The following is a 16798-nucleotide window of genomic DNA, read 5'->3' as shown; positions in this document are numbered from 1 at the left end:
GAAAGTTTGATTACAAAATCTCAAAAATCCATATTCCATGATAAATTAAAAGACTCACTTCTGAAAATAAGTTCAACAAAAGAGAGTCTTATTAAGCAATATCTAAGTTATTCAACAATTGCGCCCGATTGTTGAATAACTTTATCTACTAGATGTCCAAATTCTATACATATCTTTACCGTCTACCTGAATCTTATCTCGATGCATTGTAACATTTACATTTGTGTATCCTGCCCATTGTGGTAATAGTTCCGTTAAACAATCAATTACCTTTACATCAGGAGTTGCATAACCGATATTTTCTTTTCTCAAAAAGCCGTTGGAGAAATCTTGATATAATGAATCTGTCCATTCATAAACTTCAAACTGAGAGTCAAAAATCCGTTCATCTTCTTGATATTGTCCGTTAACCCAGTATACTTCCATAATAATATCTCCTCCCCCTCCTAGTGAATGTAGCGTTCAATAACACTAATAAAGACACTTACCTAGTATTCCGTTTTTATTGTATTTGCTAAAATATTTACATTAATTTTTTATATTGTTTATAAAAGCTTCGTATTATAAAGAACAAAAGTATCACCAAAATAATAAGGACTACTGTACGACTTGTTTGGTTAGGTTCACCAAATATAAGCTCTATTACATCTGCAAGCGTGAAAGGAATCCCTCCCCATTCTAACAATGTCGGTAAGAAAAAAAATCCAGTAATCAAGCCTAAAATCAAATGAAATAAATAACTTTTTTTGCTCAAACAAACATCCTCCTTATCCCTTTAAGCTTTAAAAAAACCAAATTTTTATAATTGGTTCGATTCCTTCAATTATTACAAAATATTTAAAATTTACAATATATTATAATTTATTGTAGATACTTCTACTGCAATCTGGCCCGTTTTGTTCCTGCATATCAAAATGGATCTTAAGGAAAAATACTCCTCAGCAATTTTTTAACCTTTGTCAAGATATAGTCACAACCATTTGAGTTGTTCCCACTTTATGAATAAATTTAATAAATATTGGACAGATCTACATTAACGATAATGAGCTTTATTTTTACGATAAATTATAGGAATCATTCGATTATGTAGTGAATTTGTTTGATTGGCAAAATTTATACTGCATATACTGTTCAGGGTAACTCCAATTCCACAAGTTTTGCCGCTTCTTCATCATCTGATCAATAAGCGGTTATTAAATGAACTAGTTCGTAGCCCGTTGCCATTAAAAATGTTGGTGCGCGCCCATACTTATAGCTCCGACTATACATATCACTTAGCCTTCTTATTAATGTATGGGATACCCTATTCAATGTGAATTGCTAATGCTTTTTCAATTTGGAGTAATCTCCAGTAGAATTTGCTTGGTTTGGATTTCCCCTTATACCCGTCACATCAAAAACGGCTCTCGCTTCAATAATCAGGGAATCTTAGTAAAAGATGTTTACAAACAACCTAAATGTAGCTATACTTACAAAGTAAACATAAAATTCTTAAGGAGGTCGAATGAAATGATCCGTATCGTTAAATTGATGTCATTATTAGCCACAACTAAAGTAAAAATGAAAATCACACATTCGACCAGTTCGGAATGGATCGCTTAAGTTTTTTGTAATTTAGCATACCCATACCGCAGGGAGAAGTGTGCCCCTGCGGTATTTTTGTGCCTTTTTTCACCGTAGGGGGAGTCTCTCTACGGTTTTTTTATTTTTCATGGTAATTTAAGGAGGTGATCATAAATGATATTAAACTTTTTTGCTCTCACGATAACTATTACAAAACGCGAGAACTCTCTTGAGAAAGCAAATCATAATGAAAATGCGAAAAAAATCTTTGAAGAGAACCGAAGAAAAGTAGAAAATTATATTCGTATTCGTCAATATTAATTTTCTTCATTAAAAAACATGAAAGGTGGGATTTGAAATGATTTATATGATTAAAAGACGTCATGCAGTTTTATGGCTGGAGAAAGACACAACCACCAGATGAAGTAATATAAAGAGACAATATAGCTATTTAATTTTATAATTTCCGTGAAACTAACCCGTTCTAATCTAGGACGGGTTGCTTCATGAGGTAATTTGCACTTTTTAAGCGATATGTTACAAATAGAACTTGTTGTAGTTTTAACTTAATTCCATTATTCTGCCCTATTGGCTCCATGTTGTTTATTACTATTTCATTTGTAATAAACAAATTTTCCACATAGTAATTGCTATGCTATTAAAAGATTTATCCGAAAGTCGCTGCTGCTACCGTCGTCAAATGGATCGACCTGAATTCTGCTATGGTTTTATTGGATTAATTGTTAAACTTCCTTCAATAGGTTTGTTGCTAACACTTTGGATAAGAGTGTTCAGTGATGCCCGTTTGCTTAATGAAAATTTTGTAAAAAATAGTAAGGAAGTCAAAAAGCTTGCAACGCCTATAGTCCGTGATTACTCGCGTCATGACTTTGCAAACTTAATGGATGATGGTCCGTGAACCATACTTTAAACTTATTTTGTTATTCGTGTACCTGCTTTTCCATCTAATGCAGCTACTGCTTGATCGATTGAACAAATGATTGACTCTTTCCCTAATTTTGCAAATTCTATAGCTGCTTGCATTTTTGGTAACATACTACCTGCCGGAAATTGTCCTTCTGCAACATACTGTTCAGCTTCAGCTACGGTAATGTGGCTTAGCTTTTGCTCATTATCTTTACCGAAATTAATATAGACATTTGGTACATCTGTTAGCATCATGAAAACTTCAGCATTCACTTGTTGTGCTAGCTTTAATCCTGACCGATCTTTGTCAATGACTGCTTCAATACCATGTAATTGACCACTGTCTTCACGATATACAGGTATACCACCACCACCAGAAGAAATAACAATCGTTTCATCAATTAAACGTTTAATTTCATCTATTCCGTGAATCACTTTTGGTTCTGGTGAAGGGACAACGCGTCTATATCCCCGCCCTGCATCTTCTGCCATCACAAAGCCTTGTTCTTCTAAACGATGTGCTTCTTCTTCCGAGAAAAATACACCGATTGGTTTAGTCGGATTTTTAAAAGCTTGATCATCCCTGTCCACTTCAACCATCGTTAGCAATGTAACCACATTTGTAGCAATGCCACGTTCTTTCATATGGTTTTTTAAAGCTGTTTCCATCATATAACCTATGAAACCTTGTGATTCTGCGTTACAAACATAAATTGGTAGTGGTTCGACTACATTTTTTGCAGCTTCATTTTGGGCAATGATATTCCCTACTTGCGGACCATTACCATGTGTAATGACGATATTATGACCTGCTTCTCGAATTTCTACCATATGGCCTGTTGCCGACACTACATTTTTGAATTGATTATCATATGTTGCTTCTTGTTTCGGCTGTAAAATGGCATTACCACCTAAAGCAATAACTACACTTTTCCCCATTTCTTTCACTCCTTAGTTAATGACAAGTAAATGCCATATAACGTATCCATCCCAGAAGATGATCCTACTTCTATAAGCCTGTTCATGCTTTCTAAAGATGGATCATGTTGCAATGCTGTAATCTTCGAACTAAATACACCTTCTATAGCACAGGTTAAGAAACGCTTACTGACAATGGTTGTTAAAGGTTCCTTGATAAGTGCTTTTAGTGTTTCTAGATGCTTTTGTTCGATAAAATTTTTAATAAAATGACCGTACAATATGCCGACTAGGATATCATCACCTGTTGGTGTTAAACCATGTCCACGCCCAATAAAATAACGGAATGTCTCGTCAAGATTTTTAGTTGGATCTTGTAATCGATTAATCAGGGATAATACACGTGCTCGTTCAAAATCTGATGATTCATATGATGTAAAGGAAATGTATTGAAAATTTTCTTTCAATTTATTTATATTTGCATGTTCAAAATCCATATCTAACGGTATTATTTTTACATTAAACACCATTTGGAAGCGATTATGAAAAAGACGATTATTGCGAAACATTAATGTATCGCCTACCTTAATATTGGTCTTTACAGTTTGTCGCGTTTGAGGATCAAGTAAGATCCCGAACGGAAATGTCCCATTTTCATCTGTACCAACAAATATCAATTCGCCATCTTGATCAACCATATTTAAACCTTTTTCAAACATACTGTGCACGGTAAAGGTTTTTTCATCATTCAATAATTGAAGTGCGATTGAACCAACCGCACTTGCTTGTAAAATCATCCTTTAAATCCTAGCTTTTCAGCATATGCTGTGATAGCTTTCTCAAAACATTCGATTGGCGGATGTACTGTACCGGCACCAATTTGTCCGTACCCCGCAATTTTATGGGCAATACCAGTGTTGATAACTGGTGTGATCCCTGTTTCAACAACTTTCCGTGCATCGATACCTAAACATGCTCCTTTGAAATCCCAAGTAGGGATGACAAAGTTCGGGTTTTCGCTAATACAGATTTCTGTCATTTGATTACTTGTTTCAAGTGCATCATTAAATCCACCCGAACCAACAAAGCGTGTTACTGCAGGTGCTGCAATCATCGCCATACCTCCAACACCGATTGTTTCTGTAATCGCTGAATCACCGATATCTGTGTTAGCATCTTCTGCTGAGTAACCAGTGAAATATAATCCTTGCGGGGTATTCACAGGACCAGTAAACCATTCGTCTCCCATACCGGCAATACGGATACCAAAGTTTTCACCGTTTCGGCACATTGCGGTAACAACTGTACCGTGTTCGATTGTACGTGCAGCATCCATCATCGCTTTGCCAGTTGCCATAGCAATATTTAAGAAAAATTGGTCTGTGTCAGCTAAGAATTGGATTACTTCAGTACGTTGAACTTTTTCAACGTCATCTAATGAAGCAATGATTGGAGATAGTTCTTTTAAAAATGCAAGTGAAGCTGCAATATTACGCTGGTGGAACTCATCACCCATTGCAATAGCTTTAGCAATTAAGACGTTGACGTTCAAGCCTCCATCAAGTGTTTTTAGGGCTTTACTTAATACTGGACCTAATACATCTTTCATCCAGTGTAAACGATTGATGACTTGCTCATTATAAGCGCCAAAGCGTAATACTGCACCAATCCCTTCGTTCATTTGACAATACGCTTCGTTACCACTCTCCTTGTTAATAACAACAAGGACTGGCATGTTAGGTGAAGTAATACCACCCATTGGTCCAACTGCATTTACATGGTGACATGGAATGAATTTGATCTGATTGTTTTCAAGTAATTCTCGTGCATTCTTTTCATTTTCTGCCCATCCTTCAAAAAGGATTGCGCCAACACAAGAGCCTTGCATAGGATCTGTCATGTTTTCATATTTAATTGGAGGTCCAGCATGTAATAACACGTACTCTTCTAATTCAGGAATCACAGATTTAGCAGGTACAACATCCGTTAAAAACGGTGCCGCTGCTATGATCTTCTGGATAACGGCTTCGTTCGCTTCATTTATTGTTTTGTATCCCATTAGATTGTACCTCCTTCATAATAGTTTAAGAATTGAAGTACTTTCATTAACTTCTCATCGCCACCAGCAATTGGCCGCCAGTTAAATTGAACACACTCTGAGCCACTGTTTTGAACAGCTTCCGTAAAGCTTTTTAGCCCAATATTGATAACGCTTGGTTTCATATTGATGAAGGACATAATTTTCTCATCCACTACTAAGCTTTCTTCTGTGTAGTCGAATTTTTGTACATGAGTAATTGGTTGTTCCACTTTACCGCCTACAAGTTGGATAGCTGTGCGCACCATTTGGTCGTTTGTCTTACAAATAATTGCACCACTCTCTTTTAAAATGGCAATTTGTTTATCGTACCCTTGAATGTCTTGTGCTGTACCTACAACCGTTGCAAGCACTGCAAGTTGACGACCTTCTTGACGTGCACTATCCAAAATACGTTTGATTGTCGGTGCTAGTTCACTAGCCATATCTTCATGACCACCGTTACCGATCACGTTATCAATCATAATGACTGCGGTTTCAGGGTCGTTCATAGATTTTTCAAGCATTTCGATACGTTTTTCAGGATCAATCATCGGGTGTGGTTTACCTTTTGTATAAACATCATCACCTAAATCAATGATTTCATGAGTGTTTGTTTTTAAAACATAGCTTTCACTTTTCTCTTCAGTCATTGTATCTTTAAAAGCATCTCTCACTAGCATAGCCGCCTCAGATGCCAAAGTACCGCCCGAATAATATCCTTTAATACCAACTTGTGATTCATTTAATACAACATTTACAACAGCTGTTGTCGGTTCAAAATTCGGTTTGTCCCCATTTGATAATTGGACAGCTACAACTGCTGCTTCTTCAAGTGTATAAGCATGATAGATATTCTCTTCTTGGTAGGAAGGTTTGTCACCTAAAAATAGCGTAACAACGGGCTTATCAATATTTCTTAATAAATTTAATACTTTGCGCTGTACTTCCTCTGCAGGTGGTTTAGAGATCACTGTAATGACTTTTACTTTCGGATCTTGGTTTAATGCTTTGATGCTATCTAACATCGTAATCGCACCAACTTCCGTCGATAAATCACGTCCACCTGTACCAAGCGCGTTTGTCACACCTTTACCATAACGGTCAATAATTGTTGTGACTTCTTGGATCCCTGTACCTGATGCCCCAACAATACCGATATCACCTTCGTTTACGTTATTGGTAAAAGCAAGAGGGACGCCGTGAATAAGTGCCGTACCACAGTCTGGGCCCATCACCAATAAACCTTTTTCATGCGCTTTTTGTTTCAGTTTTACTTCGTCTTCTTTCGAAACATTGTCACTAAACATGAACACATGTAAACCTTCGTTCAATGCGTTTTCTGCTTCCATTGCAGCATATTGACCAGGAATTGAAATTAACGCTAAATTAGGATTGTTCGCAAGCTCCAATGCACGTTTCCAGTTATGAGCTTCTTGACCTTTAGACGTATTTTGTGAATCTGAATCACCTTTTAAAGCGATCTCAACTTCTTCTTTCACTTCGTCTACTTTTTCTTCTTGATCTGTATCTACAACGATGACGATATCATTTGGCTTCGCTTTTTCTAATTCATCCGTGCCTAAGCCAGAAGATTTAAAAATGTCCTTGTTCGCTGGTGTTCCCATCATGATCGATACTTTGTTTACACCATCAATTGCAGACAACTTGTTGGATAAAAGCATTAACACGATGGAGTCTTTATAAGTGTTTTCTTTTATAATTGTGTATAACATGATGATCCTCCAATTTATTATTCTGCAAATCTATTTTTTCCATGATAACGATCGTAATGAACGTCGTCTGACACAAGATAGTTGTAAATGTCGTCTACGATTTCAATACCTTCCTTATCATATTCTTTACTTCTTAATATACCGCGTTCACCTGGATAATAAATTTCTCCATAGCCCTCTGCCGCTGGCTGTGTTTTTAATTCATTGAGCATTGTTGTAATTTGTAGCTTGAAAGCATTCAAATCTGTGAAATAGGCAGGGTTAATGACGATATGAATTTGACCTAAATCGCGTCCTTTAGTTAAGTCTTGATACATAGAAGACACATGTATACCATGTGGGACTCCTAGAAGACTACCTGATAAAATATCTACCATCATCATCAAGCCGTATCCTTTTGGACCTGCAATTGGTAGAAGTGCATGAACATCTCTTGCATTCGTCGTAGGTGCACCAGTAGCATCAACAGCCCATGTATCTGGAATCGATGCATTTTTACTTCTTGCATCTAAGATTTTGCCCCATGCTTGGACAGTAGTCGCCATATCAAATGTAATGATGCGGTCATCAGCAGACGGTGCACTATAAGCAATTGGGTTTGTCCCAAAATAAGGCTCAGTTCCGCCAAACGGTACGACCATTGGATCTGATTGACACATACTTAGAGCAACCATATCTTGTTCTGCCGCCATTTCAACAAAGTAACCTAAAGCACCACTATGTGAGATGTTTTTCATACCAACAACGGCAACACCTGATTTTTTAGCCATTTCAATCGCTTTTTCCATCGCTTGCTTTGCTATTTGGTGACCTGGACCATTATCCCCATGAAAGACCGCAGATGCTGGTCCTGTTTGTTCAAATGTATAGTTTGGATTGGTTGTAATACCGCCTTTTGCAATCCGTTCAGAATAGTATTCAACACGTACAGCCCCATGTGAGTGAATACCTCTATAATCAGCGTATGTTAATACGTCTGCAACATCATGTGCCGCTCCTTCATTTAATCCCGCTTTCATAAACTTTTGTTTCATTAGATTAAAAAGTTCTTCTTTAGATACACGCATCTTGATTACTCCTCATTTAATTAATATTTTGTTTCAGATTCTAAATAATCTAGAATTTTTTTAAGAAATTCTTTTGTAACTAAGATGCCTAATCTATCTTTGGATAGCTATTGGAGATCATATACTCACTTTTTATAAATCAATATCTCTGTTTGCATCTTTAGAATAAATGTATGAGAATGGTTCATCTAAACCAATTGCATAGGTTGCTTGCGGTACATAAGCGCCCATAAAGATATAATCACCTTTATCAACCGGCATCCATTCGTTATCTAAGTTGTACATGCCTCGCCCACTTAAAACATAAGCGCCGTGTTCTTGAACGTGTGTTTCAATGTAACCATGTGAAGCACCTGGTTTGAATGAAAGAATATGAATGTTCATGTCATATCCAATTTCTTTTGGTAATAAGTCTTGAATTAATACTTCTTTCATACCTTCATATGCCTCTTGTTCGATGTCGTTCACATTACCTGTAACGACTTCTGGTGTATATCCTTTAAGAGGTTGATAACGTTTTTTGTATAAGAATAATCGGCTATCCTCACCGTTATTATTATTTTCAAAAGTTAACTGTAAGTGTGGGGGCACATATAAATACCCACCTTCTGTTAATTCGTATCGCTTACCATCTGCAAACGCATTGATTTTGCCATAAACGACGTATACAAAAGATTGAATACCATCACCAGCGAAACCAGTTTTGTTTCCACCTTGGTTTTTTACAGTTACTAAGTAATCTACAAATCTTGCACCTAAACGCGGGGATCCTAAGATTGTTACGTCACAATCTTTGAAACCAGGTACAACATTATTAACTAGACCATCCGGTGTAATTACCGCATAATTGTCTTTTTTTATGACTGAACGTGTTTCTAATAAACCTTCTCTGTATCCTTGAACTTGATTTATGTAACCCATAAGTATCTGGCTCCTTTTTTCTTTATTTTTATTCTTTATATGCTAGTTCATAAAGTACATTACTTAATACTTCAATACCTTTAACAAGGTCTTCTATCTTCGTCTCTTCACTAATGTTGTGACTAATTCCACCAATAGAAGGTACAAACAACATCGCCGTTGGTACATATTGAGCAAAGATTTGTGAGTCATGTCCTGCACCAGATGGCATCACTTTATATTGATTCCCTACATTGTTCTTTGCTGCTTGTTCTATGATTTGAACGATTTTTTTGTCCATCAATGTTGGTGCCTCATCCATCCATAAATGAATGTCGTAAGTCATGCTATTTGCTTCAGCAACTAATCTAATTTTGTCTTCGATTTCTGCTGCAAAATCATTTAATATTTGCTGATCAATATGACGACAGTCTACTGAGAATGTAATTTCACCAGGAACTACATTTACTGTGTTTGGTACAAGTGTGATATGACCGAACGTTAATACAAGTGGTTCCCCAATTTCTCTAGCACGTTTTGTTAAATCCGAGACAATTTCACTATAGGCAACAACTGTATCGCGACGTAATGACATTGGCGTAGTACCAGCGTGGTTTGCTTCCCCTTTTAAGTTGATCGTGAAGCGTTTTTGACCAACGATGCCATTAACAACACCGATTGTTTTGTTTTCTGTCTCTAACACTTTACCTTGTTCAATATGAATTTCTACAAATGCTTTGATGTCCTTACGAACGTCAGTAGTTTTACGATAATCGAAGCCTGATTTACGCATCGCGTCTTCGAACTTAATGCCATCAGCATCTGCAATTGTGTCAACATCCGATTTTTTAGCTAAGTTAAAGAAGTTTTTGCTACCCCAGAATGTGTAAGGGAATCGACTACCTTCTTCTTCTGCAAGGGATAATACTTCTAATGAGCGTAGTGGTTGGCCATGTTTAGCTTTTAAATATTTCACAGCCACTAGTGCAGCTAAGATACCGAATTGGCCATCTAGATGACCACCCTCCACTACTGTGTCGATATGTGATCCTGTTAAAATGGTTTCTTTCGGATATTTACTGCCAACAAGACGCCCAGTTAAGTTCCCGATGTCGTCAAAGCTTGCTTCTAACCCTTCTTCTTTGAATGTTTTTTCCAGTTCTCGAACTGCATCATTCCATTCTTGAGAATATAAAAGTCGTGTAATTCCACCTTGTTCTAAGCCACCAAAACCTGTGAATTTCTTATCTAACCATTCAAAAGTTGATTGAATATCCATACCTCTTTCACTCCTTCCTTCTTCACATTTATTATAGGTCCTACCTCACAACCATTCATTGACACAATAAACAATAATGGATGGTCTTTTTATGCACTTTAGACAAATAAATTTTGATGAAGAGCAGCTAGCATGGAGTAAAAAAGAACGTAGCTATCGATTATGGAAGAGGTTTAAGAGGGCGTGTGAGTAAAGTAAATACAAAAACCACATAGTAAATCTATGTAAAAACTTAGATTTCCCATGTGGTATAGTCCTTATTAAAATGATTAAAAGATAAACAATAGCCCGAGTGTCATGACACATACAAGTAGGAGCAAACCTAAGCTATATTGTATTGTATTGAAAGATATTTGACTCATTCTCGATTTGATTACCTGCTGCTGCATCAATCCCTTTTAATACTAAGTAGAAAGTAGAAATAGGAGTACAGGAAGAAAGGCTATGCCACTCACTATTTCGGTTCCAAGTGGATTGTATTGTTGATCTCACATTGTTGTCACTTCTTTCTAACATAGCTATTCTTAACAGAGTTTAGTTGTGCAAAGGTGAACTTCTTTGTTCAAGCTACTTTAGCCATGCTATCCTTGTTGTAACCATATTTTATAAACAAAGCATCACGTAGAATATTTGACCTAGGTCAAGCATATGATTCTTCTTTACTATTTCAAAATAAAGAATTTTATATAATAACCTTCAAAAATAGTATACAATCAGAGTGATAGGTTATCCTTGTAGCGTTTTACATACTTATTTTGGATTTATTTAACAAATATAAAGGGGATGACTCTTATGACAACATTAAAAGAAATCATGTCTGTCCAACAATTTTCTGATTTAACATTATTAAATGATGAGGGAGATTTAGAAAGAGAAGTAGAAATGGTCGATATTACAGAAACGCCTGATATTAAAAATTTCACAGCTCCTCATTCATTTATCGTTACTACGGGTATGTGTTATCAACACGACCAATCCGGATTAAAGGATCTCATTCGAGAATTAAATGATATACAAGTTGCTGGCATAGGCGTTAAATTATCACGCTTTTTAGAAAAAATTGATGATGAAGTAATAGAGTATGCCAACAAGCTAAAATTCCCCATTGTTAGAATCCCTGATAGTTGGAATCTCGGATCCATTACGCACCATATATCATCCTATATCTTGGATGAAGAAACTGAAAAATTATATTTTGCATTAGATATCCAACAAGAATTAAATACAATGCTTATGAGAGGTTTGAGCTTGGATATGATGATTGAACGAATGAGCAGACTCCTTAGAGTCCCTGTGATGCTCTTAAATCCTTTTCATCAAATTAAATCGATGAGCCATCACTTCCAAGAACACGCAGAGCAAATTCAGAAAAATCTTAGTTACTTCAAAAGATGTGTGAATTCCAAGCAAATCTCACCTAATAATAAAGCATCTTTCCAAGAAGAACATATTATATTTGAAGTTCCAGCATTTAAATATTTTCCGTATTATTTGATGGTTTCAAATGTTAATACGCTCACTTATCCATTTAGTTTGCTTGCCATAGAACAAGCCGTGAATACACTTAGTCTTGCCATTTATAAAAATAGTAAAATTAAAGAAGCGGAACAACAAGATGTAAACCGATTTTTCGAAACATTGATGTCTGAACATCCTGATAATCTTATTTCAGTCAAACAGCACCCTGAGTTTTTAAAAAAGCACCTTATTCAACCATCCAATTTCTATCAAGTAATCGTTTGTGCGATTGATCAAGAAAGGGATGTGGAAAATAATATCTATTTGAATGAGCGCTATCAAATGACTTTTGAATGGCTAACACATAAATTTACAGACATAGATCCTTGTATCAGTGTGTATAGGTCTCCAGGTAATCATCGATTTACGATTCTATTACAAACTAAACATCAATATTATTTAGATTACTGCAAATATATCCAAAAAGAGTATCAAAAACTTTTTAATAGCACAATGTCATTCGGTATTGGTAATGAAGTTACTGAATTCTCACAGCTACCACTCTCTTATTTTGAAGCGAATGAAGCTTTTGATCATAAGTCTGAAAGTAGTAAAGTTGAATTTATAGAACTCTATAAATCTAAAAGTGTAGAAGAATTGTTACAACTCATTCCAGCAAATAAATTAAAACCGTTTATCACGTATACACTAGGTTCATTAGCCTATCCAAAAACGACGAAAGAAAAAGAACTAAAATATACATTGAAAATCTATTTGGCAAATCATTGTGATCTGACAAAGACTTCTGAAGATATATTTATTCATCGGAATACGGTAAAATATCGTATTAAAAAATGTGAAGAGATTTTAGGTCAGTCTATCGAATCACCTGATATTTCATTAGATCTACGATTAGCATTATTTGCGTCAGAGAAAGTAAATTTTTAAACTTTAAAAATCCCGCTAAAAAGCTGTTTATGAATGCTTTTTTGGCGGGATTCTTTTTGCCTTTTTTACTGGAACACTTGCTTCCCCACCTCAATTATGAGTACGCAAATGTAGTATCTCCTACTCACGATATTATCATGAAACTGGTGCTTATTCGATTGAATCCACCTTTAAATGGAGCTGCATTAACAACCGTTCCAAGAGCATCGCCGCTTCCTGCCGGGATGGCAGAAGTTGTGTCCTCGCCACATGCCCGGACGAACAGAGTATCCTCCAGACAAATTCTGGCGTTTTTATGTTTACCAACCGCGGACGACGGTCACCCAAGACAGCCATAGCAACAATTTGTTCCGACACTGCCTGGCTGATGATCTAAGCGAAAAACATTGTCAAACTATATCGAACTAGGATTGCATGGAGTTGTATAATTCATCTAGAGAATTAGCTTCTTCATGGGAAGACCTCTCTGCCTTTGGTCAGTAATAACAAAACTACCTATCAGCGGAAGATGTACTAAACCTCCATCGATAGGTAGCTTTACTTTATTCATTAGTTAGGGAATTGATTGCTTTCTTCTCTTTCACCATCACGACAAGGAAGAATAAAATGGCTGCTGCTGCAAGAAGTATTGCTGCAATATAGAATGCCAATACTTTCGAACCAGTTAGATCACCAATATAACCTGTAAGAGTTGGCGCAATAACTGATGATGTCATTCCAAAGAAGTTAAAAATACCTAGTGCCTTGGCCATGCTGTTGGAAGGTACTGAATCCGTTACATATGTGATTAAAACTGGATCAATGGCAAGTTTACCTAATAAACCGTATAAAACTAATGCTGCATATAGGACAGAAGGGTTAGGTGCAAATACAGTTAAACTAATTGTTACGGCTGCACCAATTAACAAGAAGATAATTAATTTCTGACGCATATGTGCATTTTTGTCAATATACTTAGAAAATATCAATGCACCAGGTACTGCTGTGACTGCAACTAAAGCAGCTACATATCCTACTGAACCTTGTTCAAATCCTTTTTCTGCGACTAGGAATGATGGTAACCATGTCACAATCATGTAATAACCATAACATGTTGCAAAATAGACGAAATAAATAACTACTTTTTTTAGCGAGAATAATTCTACGCCTTGAGATACTGTGGCTTGTGTTGTTTGCTTATTTTCAGATGTTTCATTTGTAGCTGTTTTTTTGTCTTGTTTAACAAATAGCGTAAATACAAATATTACAGCTACTATGAAGAATGCTATCATATAAAGCATGTAATTCCATTGGATTTCAAGGCCAGCTACTAATACAGATGAGCCTACTAGACCAATAACCATCCCTAATGCCGAACCACTGTTGATGATCGCATTAGAAAAGCTTTTCTTATCTTTTGGCATATATTTAGCGGATAAAGAGAAAGCCGCACCATAGTATGAACCAGTCGAAAGACCTGCCATTAAGGCACCTACATAAACTTGAGTGATTGTCGTGCTTGATCCAATGACGAATGCTGCTAATGCAAAAATGATAAACGCAGGGATTAATACTCGTTTTTGTCCAAATTTATCAACGAGTATTCCTGATGGAATTTGCATACCCGTATAGGCAAAGAAATAAATAGAAGCAATAAGTCCTACTTGAGTATCGCTAATATTACCAAGCGATTCTTGAATTTGTGGATATATTGGTGTAAGTATTGTACGATAAATCCAAATAGCTACCCAACCTAAACACAGTGCAAAAATGATTTTTTTGTAATAATTCGGGTCATTCTTAACTGTTTGTCCCATAATATGACACTCCCATTTTTCTTTTTTTACTTATGTAGTGCTTAATTTAATTTTAGGTGATGAGTTCGTAAATAACATTGTTCACTTTCGACAAAAACAGAACTAGCATTGCACATTTTAGACAAAAGCCTATGTTTGAATTGTTTATAAAAGTATGACTTAAGACATTCTCATTTCTCGATCCATTCTCAGTGCTTTTGTACCTTTGCAAACTCTCCTCATAATAAGGAAGGCTCGAATAAACAAAAAAAGCCCGACTACCCTATAGGTAATCGGACTGATCGCAATCTACGTGGAAACACCTTTGCTCAAATCCAATTTTGTAAAATAAAATTTTACTCAGGTGTGACAATTCTTTGTGATCGCACGAAAGATTCCTCCGTAGTAGATAATGGATCTACAAGGAGGAATCTTTTTTTACTTTGAAAATTAGTTAATCAACAGACGTGATCGTTAACTTAATGATGTTTATGCGCAATAAAGCCGATTGGTGTCGGACCTGCAATCCCTAACATGACGAAATCTCTACTAGAATTATTAGTCATTCCGTGCTTTTCACCCGCACGTGAAACTACAACATCCCCAGCTTTAATTTGAACCATTTTACCACATTCTGGATAATAATCTGCCGTCCCTTCAATAACAACCCAAATATCATCAGCTTTCTCGTGTGAGTGAAGTGGCAAAGTTTGTCCTGGTCGCATACACCATATAGCTCCAACAGTATTAGGTGTTTCATAAAAAATATGTTTTGTCGCTTCTTCTTCTCTAAACTCTTGAATATCAGGCCAATGGAAAATACGATTTTTTAAATCTTCTCTTGCTAATTGTTTTAATGTCATTGTATTTTCTCCTTGTTTCGAATTTAAAACTATACCCACGTTATTTAGCGTTTAACAGAAAATGATTATCTGCGAATAATATTTTGAGGTTTTCCTTCTAAGAATGCCATTGTGTTATCAAATGCAATTTTAGCCCGTAATTCCATTGCCTCATTCGTTAGGAAGCCTACATGAGGTGTTAAAATCGCATTTTTGGCTTGTAATAGTTTATAGTCTCCAGGAATAGGCGGTTCCATATCAAATACGTCAATACCCGCTCCTGCAATTCGCCCTTCATTTAATGCATCTGCTAATGCATCATTATCAACAATTGGGCCTCGTGCACAGTTGATTAAAATTGCTGATTCCTTCATTAATTCTAATTTTTCTTTAGAAATTAATCCTTTTGTGCTCGAAAGTAATGGTATATGTAATGACACAATATCAGATTGTACTAATAACTCATCTAATTCCATGTATTCGATACCCAAAACTTCTGCTTCCGGGTTTCTTCTAGATTGGTCAGAAGCTACTATTTTTGCGCCAAATGCTTTAAACAAACGAGCAGTCATCATACCAATCTTACCTGTACCAATCAAACCAACTGTTTTCCCTTTAATTTCACTACCTTGGAATGCTCCTGGGAAATTATCGGCATGGATTTCTTTATCACCCTGAGTGATATGACGATACACATCTAACACTAAACCAATTGTTAATTCAGCAACTGCTTGATTCGCATATCCAGCAGCATTACATATCATAACATCTTGGTTTCTCGCTTGTCCGATACCTACATGATCTACACCTGTAAAGGCTACATTTATTAATTTTAAATTGGCATTTTGATCAATCACTTCTTTAGGATAAGGATTATTAGCAATCATAATTACATCTGCACCTTCACTACGTCTTGCTAATTCTGCACTATCTGTTGTTTTCTCGTTATAATAAACAAATTCATGACCGGCCTGTTTGATTGGCTCCGCTAATTTTTCAATAATCGAATCTGAAACATTTAATGGTTCTAATAATTTGACTAACATTTCAATCAATTCCTTCCTATTGTTTTTGAATACGTCTGTTGATTAACTAGTTTCCATAGGTTTATAAAAGAGAGATACACATTTCTTCAAACTGTTATTTCACAGTAAGAGGTGGATGATTTTTTTTGCACATATTGCACAAAAAAAGTAGGTATTTTCGTTTTCAGTCACTTCCTTTTTTATTTTTTATTATGTTAATTGCTTAATTTAATTGTAGGATAGGAGCCTTTAAATAACATTGTTCACTTTAAACAAAAAGTGA

At 35.9% G+C, this 16798-nt stretch carries 16 protein-coding genes and 1 pseudogene; 4 read left to right on the top strand and 13 right to left on the bottom strand.

What is annotated here, in order from left to right; translation table 11 throughout:
- Nucleotides 1-141: 141 nt before the first annotated feature.
- The 3 genes and pseudogenes from KVT27_RS08570 to KVT27_RS27510 all read right to left on the bottom strand — a co-directional run.
- A complete protein-coding gene (locus KVT27_RS08570) occupies nt 142-426 on the bottom strand; it encodes a hypothetical protein (RefSeq protein WP_217581144.1) in 285 nt (94 codons plus the stop codon).
- Between the two features lie 97 nt (nt 427-523).
- Nucleotides 524-754: a hypothetical protein gene (locus tag KVT27_RS08565; RefSeq protein WP_217581143.1), complete on the bottom strand. Its 231-nt coding sequence runs from the start codon at nt 752-754 to the stop codon at nt 524-526.
- 279 nt (nt 755-1033) lie between these two features.
- A pseudogene (locus tag KVT27_RS27510) lies at nt 1034-1248 on the bottom strand (hypothetical protein); the annotation flags it as partial.
- A 489-nt stretch (nt 1249-1737) separates the two neighbouring features.
- Here KVT27_RS27510 and KVT27_RS08560 point away from each other — a divergent pair.
- Both KVT27_RS08560 and KVT27_RS08555 read left to right on the top strand, forming a co-directional pair.
- The gene (locus tag KVT27_RS08560) at nt 1738-1884 is read left to right on the top strand and encodes a YrzI family small protein (RefSeq protein ID WP_080709106.1); all 147 of its coding nucleotides are present in this window, start codon (nt 1738-1740) and stop codon (nt 1882-1884) included.
- A gap of 331 nt (nt 1885-2215) precedes the next feature.
- Entirely contained in the window at nt 2216-2482 is a 267-nt protein-coding gene (locus KVT27_RS08555; RefSeq protein WP_036125905.1) for a hypothetical protein, read from the top strand.
- Nucleotides 2483-2496: 14 nt separating this feature from the next.
- Here the strand turns inward: KVT27_RS08555 and arcC are convergent, their stop codons facing one another.
- The 7 genes from arcC to allC form a co-directional block, all read right to left on the bottom strand.
- Entirely contained in the window at nt 2497-3429 is a 933-nt protein-coding gene (arcC, locus tag KVT27_RS08550) for a carbamate kinase (protein ID WP_036125903.1), read from the bottom strand.
- Nucleotides 3430-3434: 5 nt separating this feature from the next.
- Entirely contained in the window at nt 3435-4205 is a 771-nt protein-coding gene (locus KVT27_RS08545) for an oxamate carbamoyltransferase subunit AllH family protein (RefSeq protein ID WP_150907477.1), read from the bottom strand.
- Nucleotides 4202-5467: a YlbE family protein gene (locus KVT27_RS08540; RefSeq protein WP_217581142.1), complete on the bottom strand. Its 1266-nt coding sequence runs from the start codon at nt 5465-5467 to the stop codon at nt 4202-4204. Before KVT27_RS08540 ends, KVT27_RS08545 begins: the two co-directional genes overlap by 4 nt.
- The gene (locus tag KVT27_RS08535) at nt 5467-7221 is read right to left on the bottom strand and encodes an acyl-CoA synthetase FdrA (RefSeq protein WP_217581141.1); all 1755 of its coding nucleotides are present in this window, start codon (nt 7219-7221) and stop codon (nt 5467-5469) included. The genes KVT27_RS08540 and KVT27_RS08535 overlap by 1 nt, the downstream gene beginning before the upstream one ends.
- Nucleotides 7222-7238: 17 nt before the next feature.
- Nucleotides 7239-8288, bottom strand: a complete 1050-nt coding sequence (gene allD / locus KVT27_RS08530; RefSeq protein WP_036148365.1) for an ureidoglycolate dehydrogenase — start codon at nt 8286-8288, stop codon at nt 7239-7241.
- Between the two features lie 132 nt (nt 8289-8420).
- Nucleotides 8421-9209, bottom strand: coding sequence for a (S)-ureidoglycine aminohydrolase (gene allE, locus KVT27_RS08525; protein WP_036125894.1), 789 nt, complete (start codon nt 9207-9209; stop codon nt 8421-8423).
- Nucleotides 9210-9237: 28 nt separating this feature from the next.
- Nucleotides 9238-10467: an allantoate deiminase gene (allC, locus tag KVT27_RS08520; RefSeq protein ID WP_217581140.1), complete on the bottom strand. Its 1230-nt coding sequence runs from the start codon at nt 10465-10467 to the stop codon at nt 9238-9240.
- A gap of 792 nt (nt 10468-11259) precedes the next feature.
- Here allC and KVT27_RS08515 point away from each other — a divergent pair.
- Nucleotides 11260-12873, top strand: a complete 1614-nt coding sequence (locus tag KVT27_RS08515; RefSeq protein ID WP_217581139.1) for a PucR family transcriptional regulator — start codon at nt 11260-11262, stop codon at nt 12871-12873.
- 146 nt (nt 12874-13019) lie between these two features.
- Nucleotides 13020-13211 (top strand): hypothetical protein, encoded by a 192-nt coding sequence (locus KVT27_RS08510; RefSeq protein WP_217581138.1) that lies wholly within the window; start codon nt 13020-13022, stop codon nt 13209-13211.
- Between the two features lie 204 nt (nt 13212-13415).
- Here KVT27_RS08510 and KVT27_RS08505 read toward each other — a convergent pair whose 3' ends face one another.
- From KVT27_RS08505 to KVT27_RS08495, 3 genes are all read right to left on the bottom strand, one after another.
- The gene (locus KVT27_RS08505; protein WP_217581137.1) at nt 13416-14669 is read right to left on the bottom strand and encodes an MFS transporter; all 1254 of its coding nucleotides are present in this window, start codon (nt 14667-14669) and stop codon (nt 13416-13418) included.
- 458 nt (nt 14670-15127) lie between these two features.
- On the bottom strand, nt 15128-15511 hold the full coding sequence (locus KVT27_RS08500; RefSeq protein WP_150907479.1) for a cupin domain-containing protein: 384 nt from the start codon (nt 15509-15511) through the stop codon (nt 15128-15130).
- A 65-nt stretch (nt 15512-15576) separates the two neighbouring features.
- Nucleotides 15577-16536: a 2-hydroxyacid dehydrogenase gene (locus KVT27_RS08495; protein WP_217581136.1), complete on the bottom strand. Its 960-nt coding sequence runs from the start codon at nt 16534-16536 to the stop codon at nt 15577-15579.
- Between the last annotated feature and the right edge of the window lie 262 nt (nt 16537-16798).

Origin of the sequence: Lysinibacillus sp. GbtcB16, assembly GCF_019091145.1 — a bacterium.
Taxonomy (GTDB): domain Bacteria; phylum Bacillota; class Bacilli; order Bacillales_A; family Planococcaceae; genus Lysinibacillus; species Lysinibacillus fusiformis.
The sequence above is the reverse complement of the archived record's forward strand: the minus strand, read 5'-3'. Positions and strand labels throughout refer to the sequence as shown.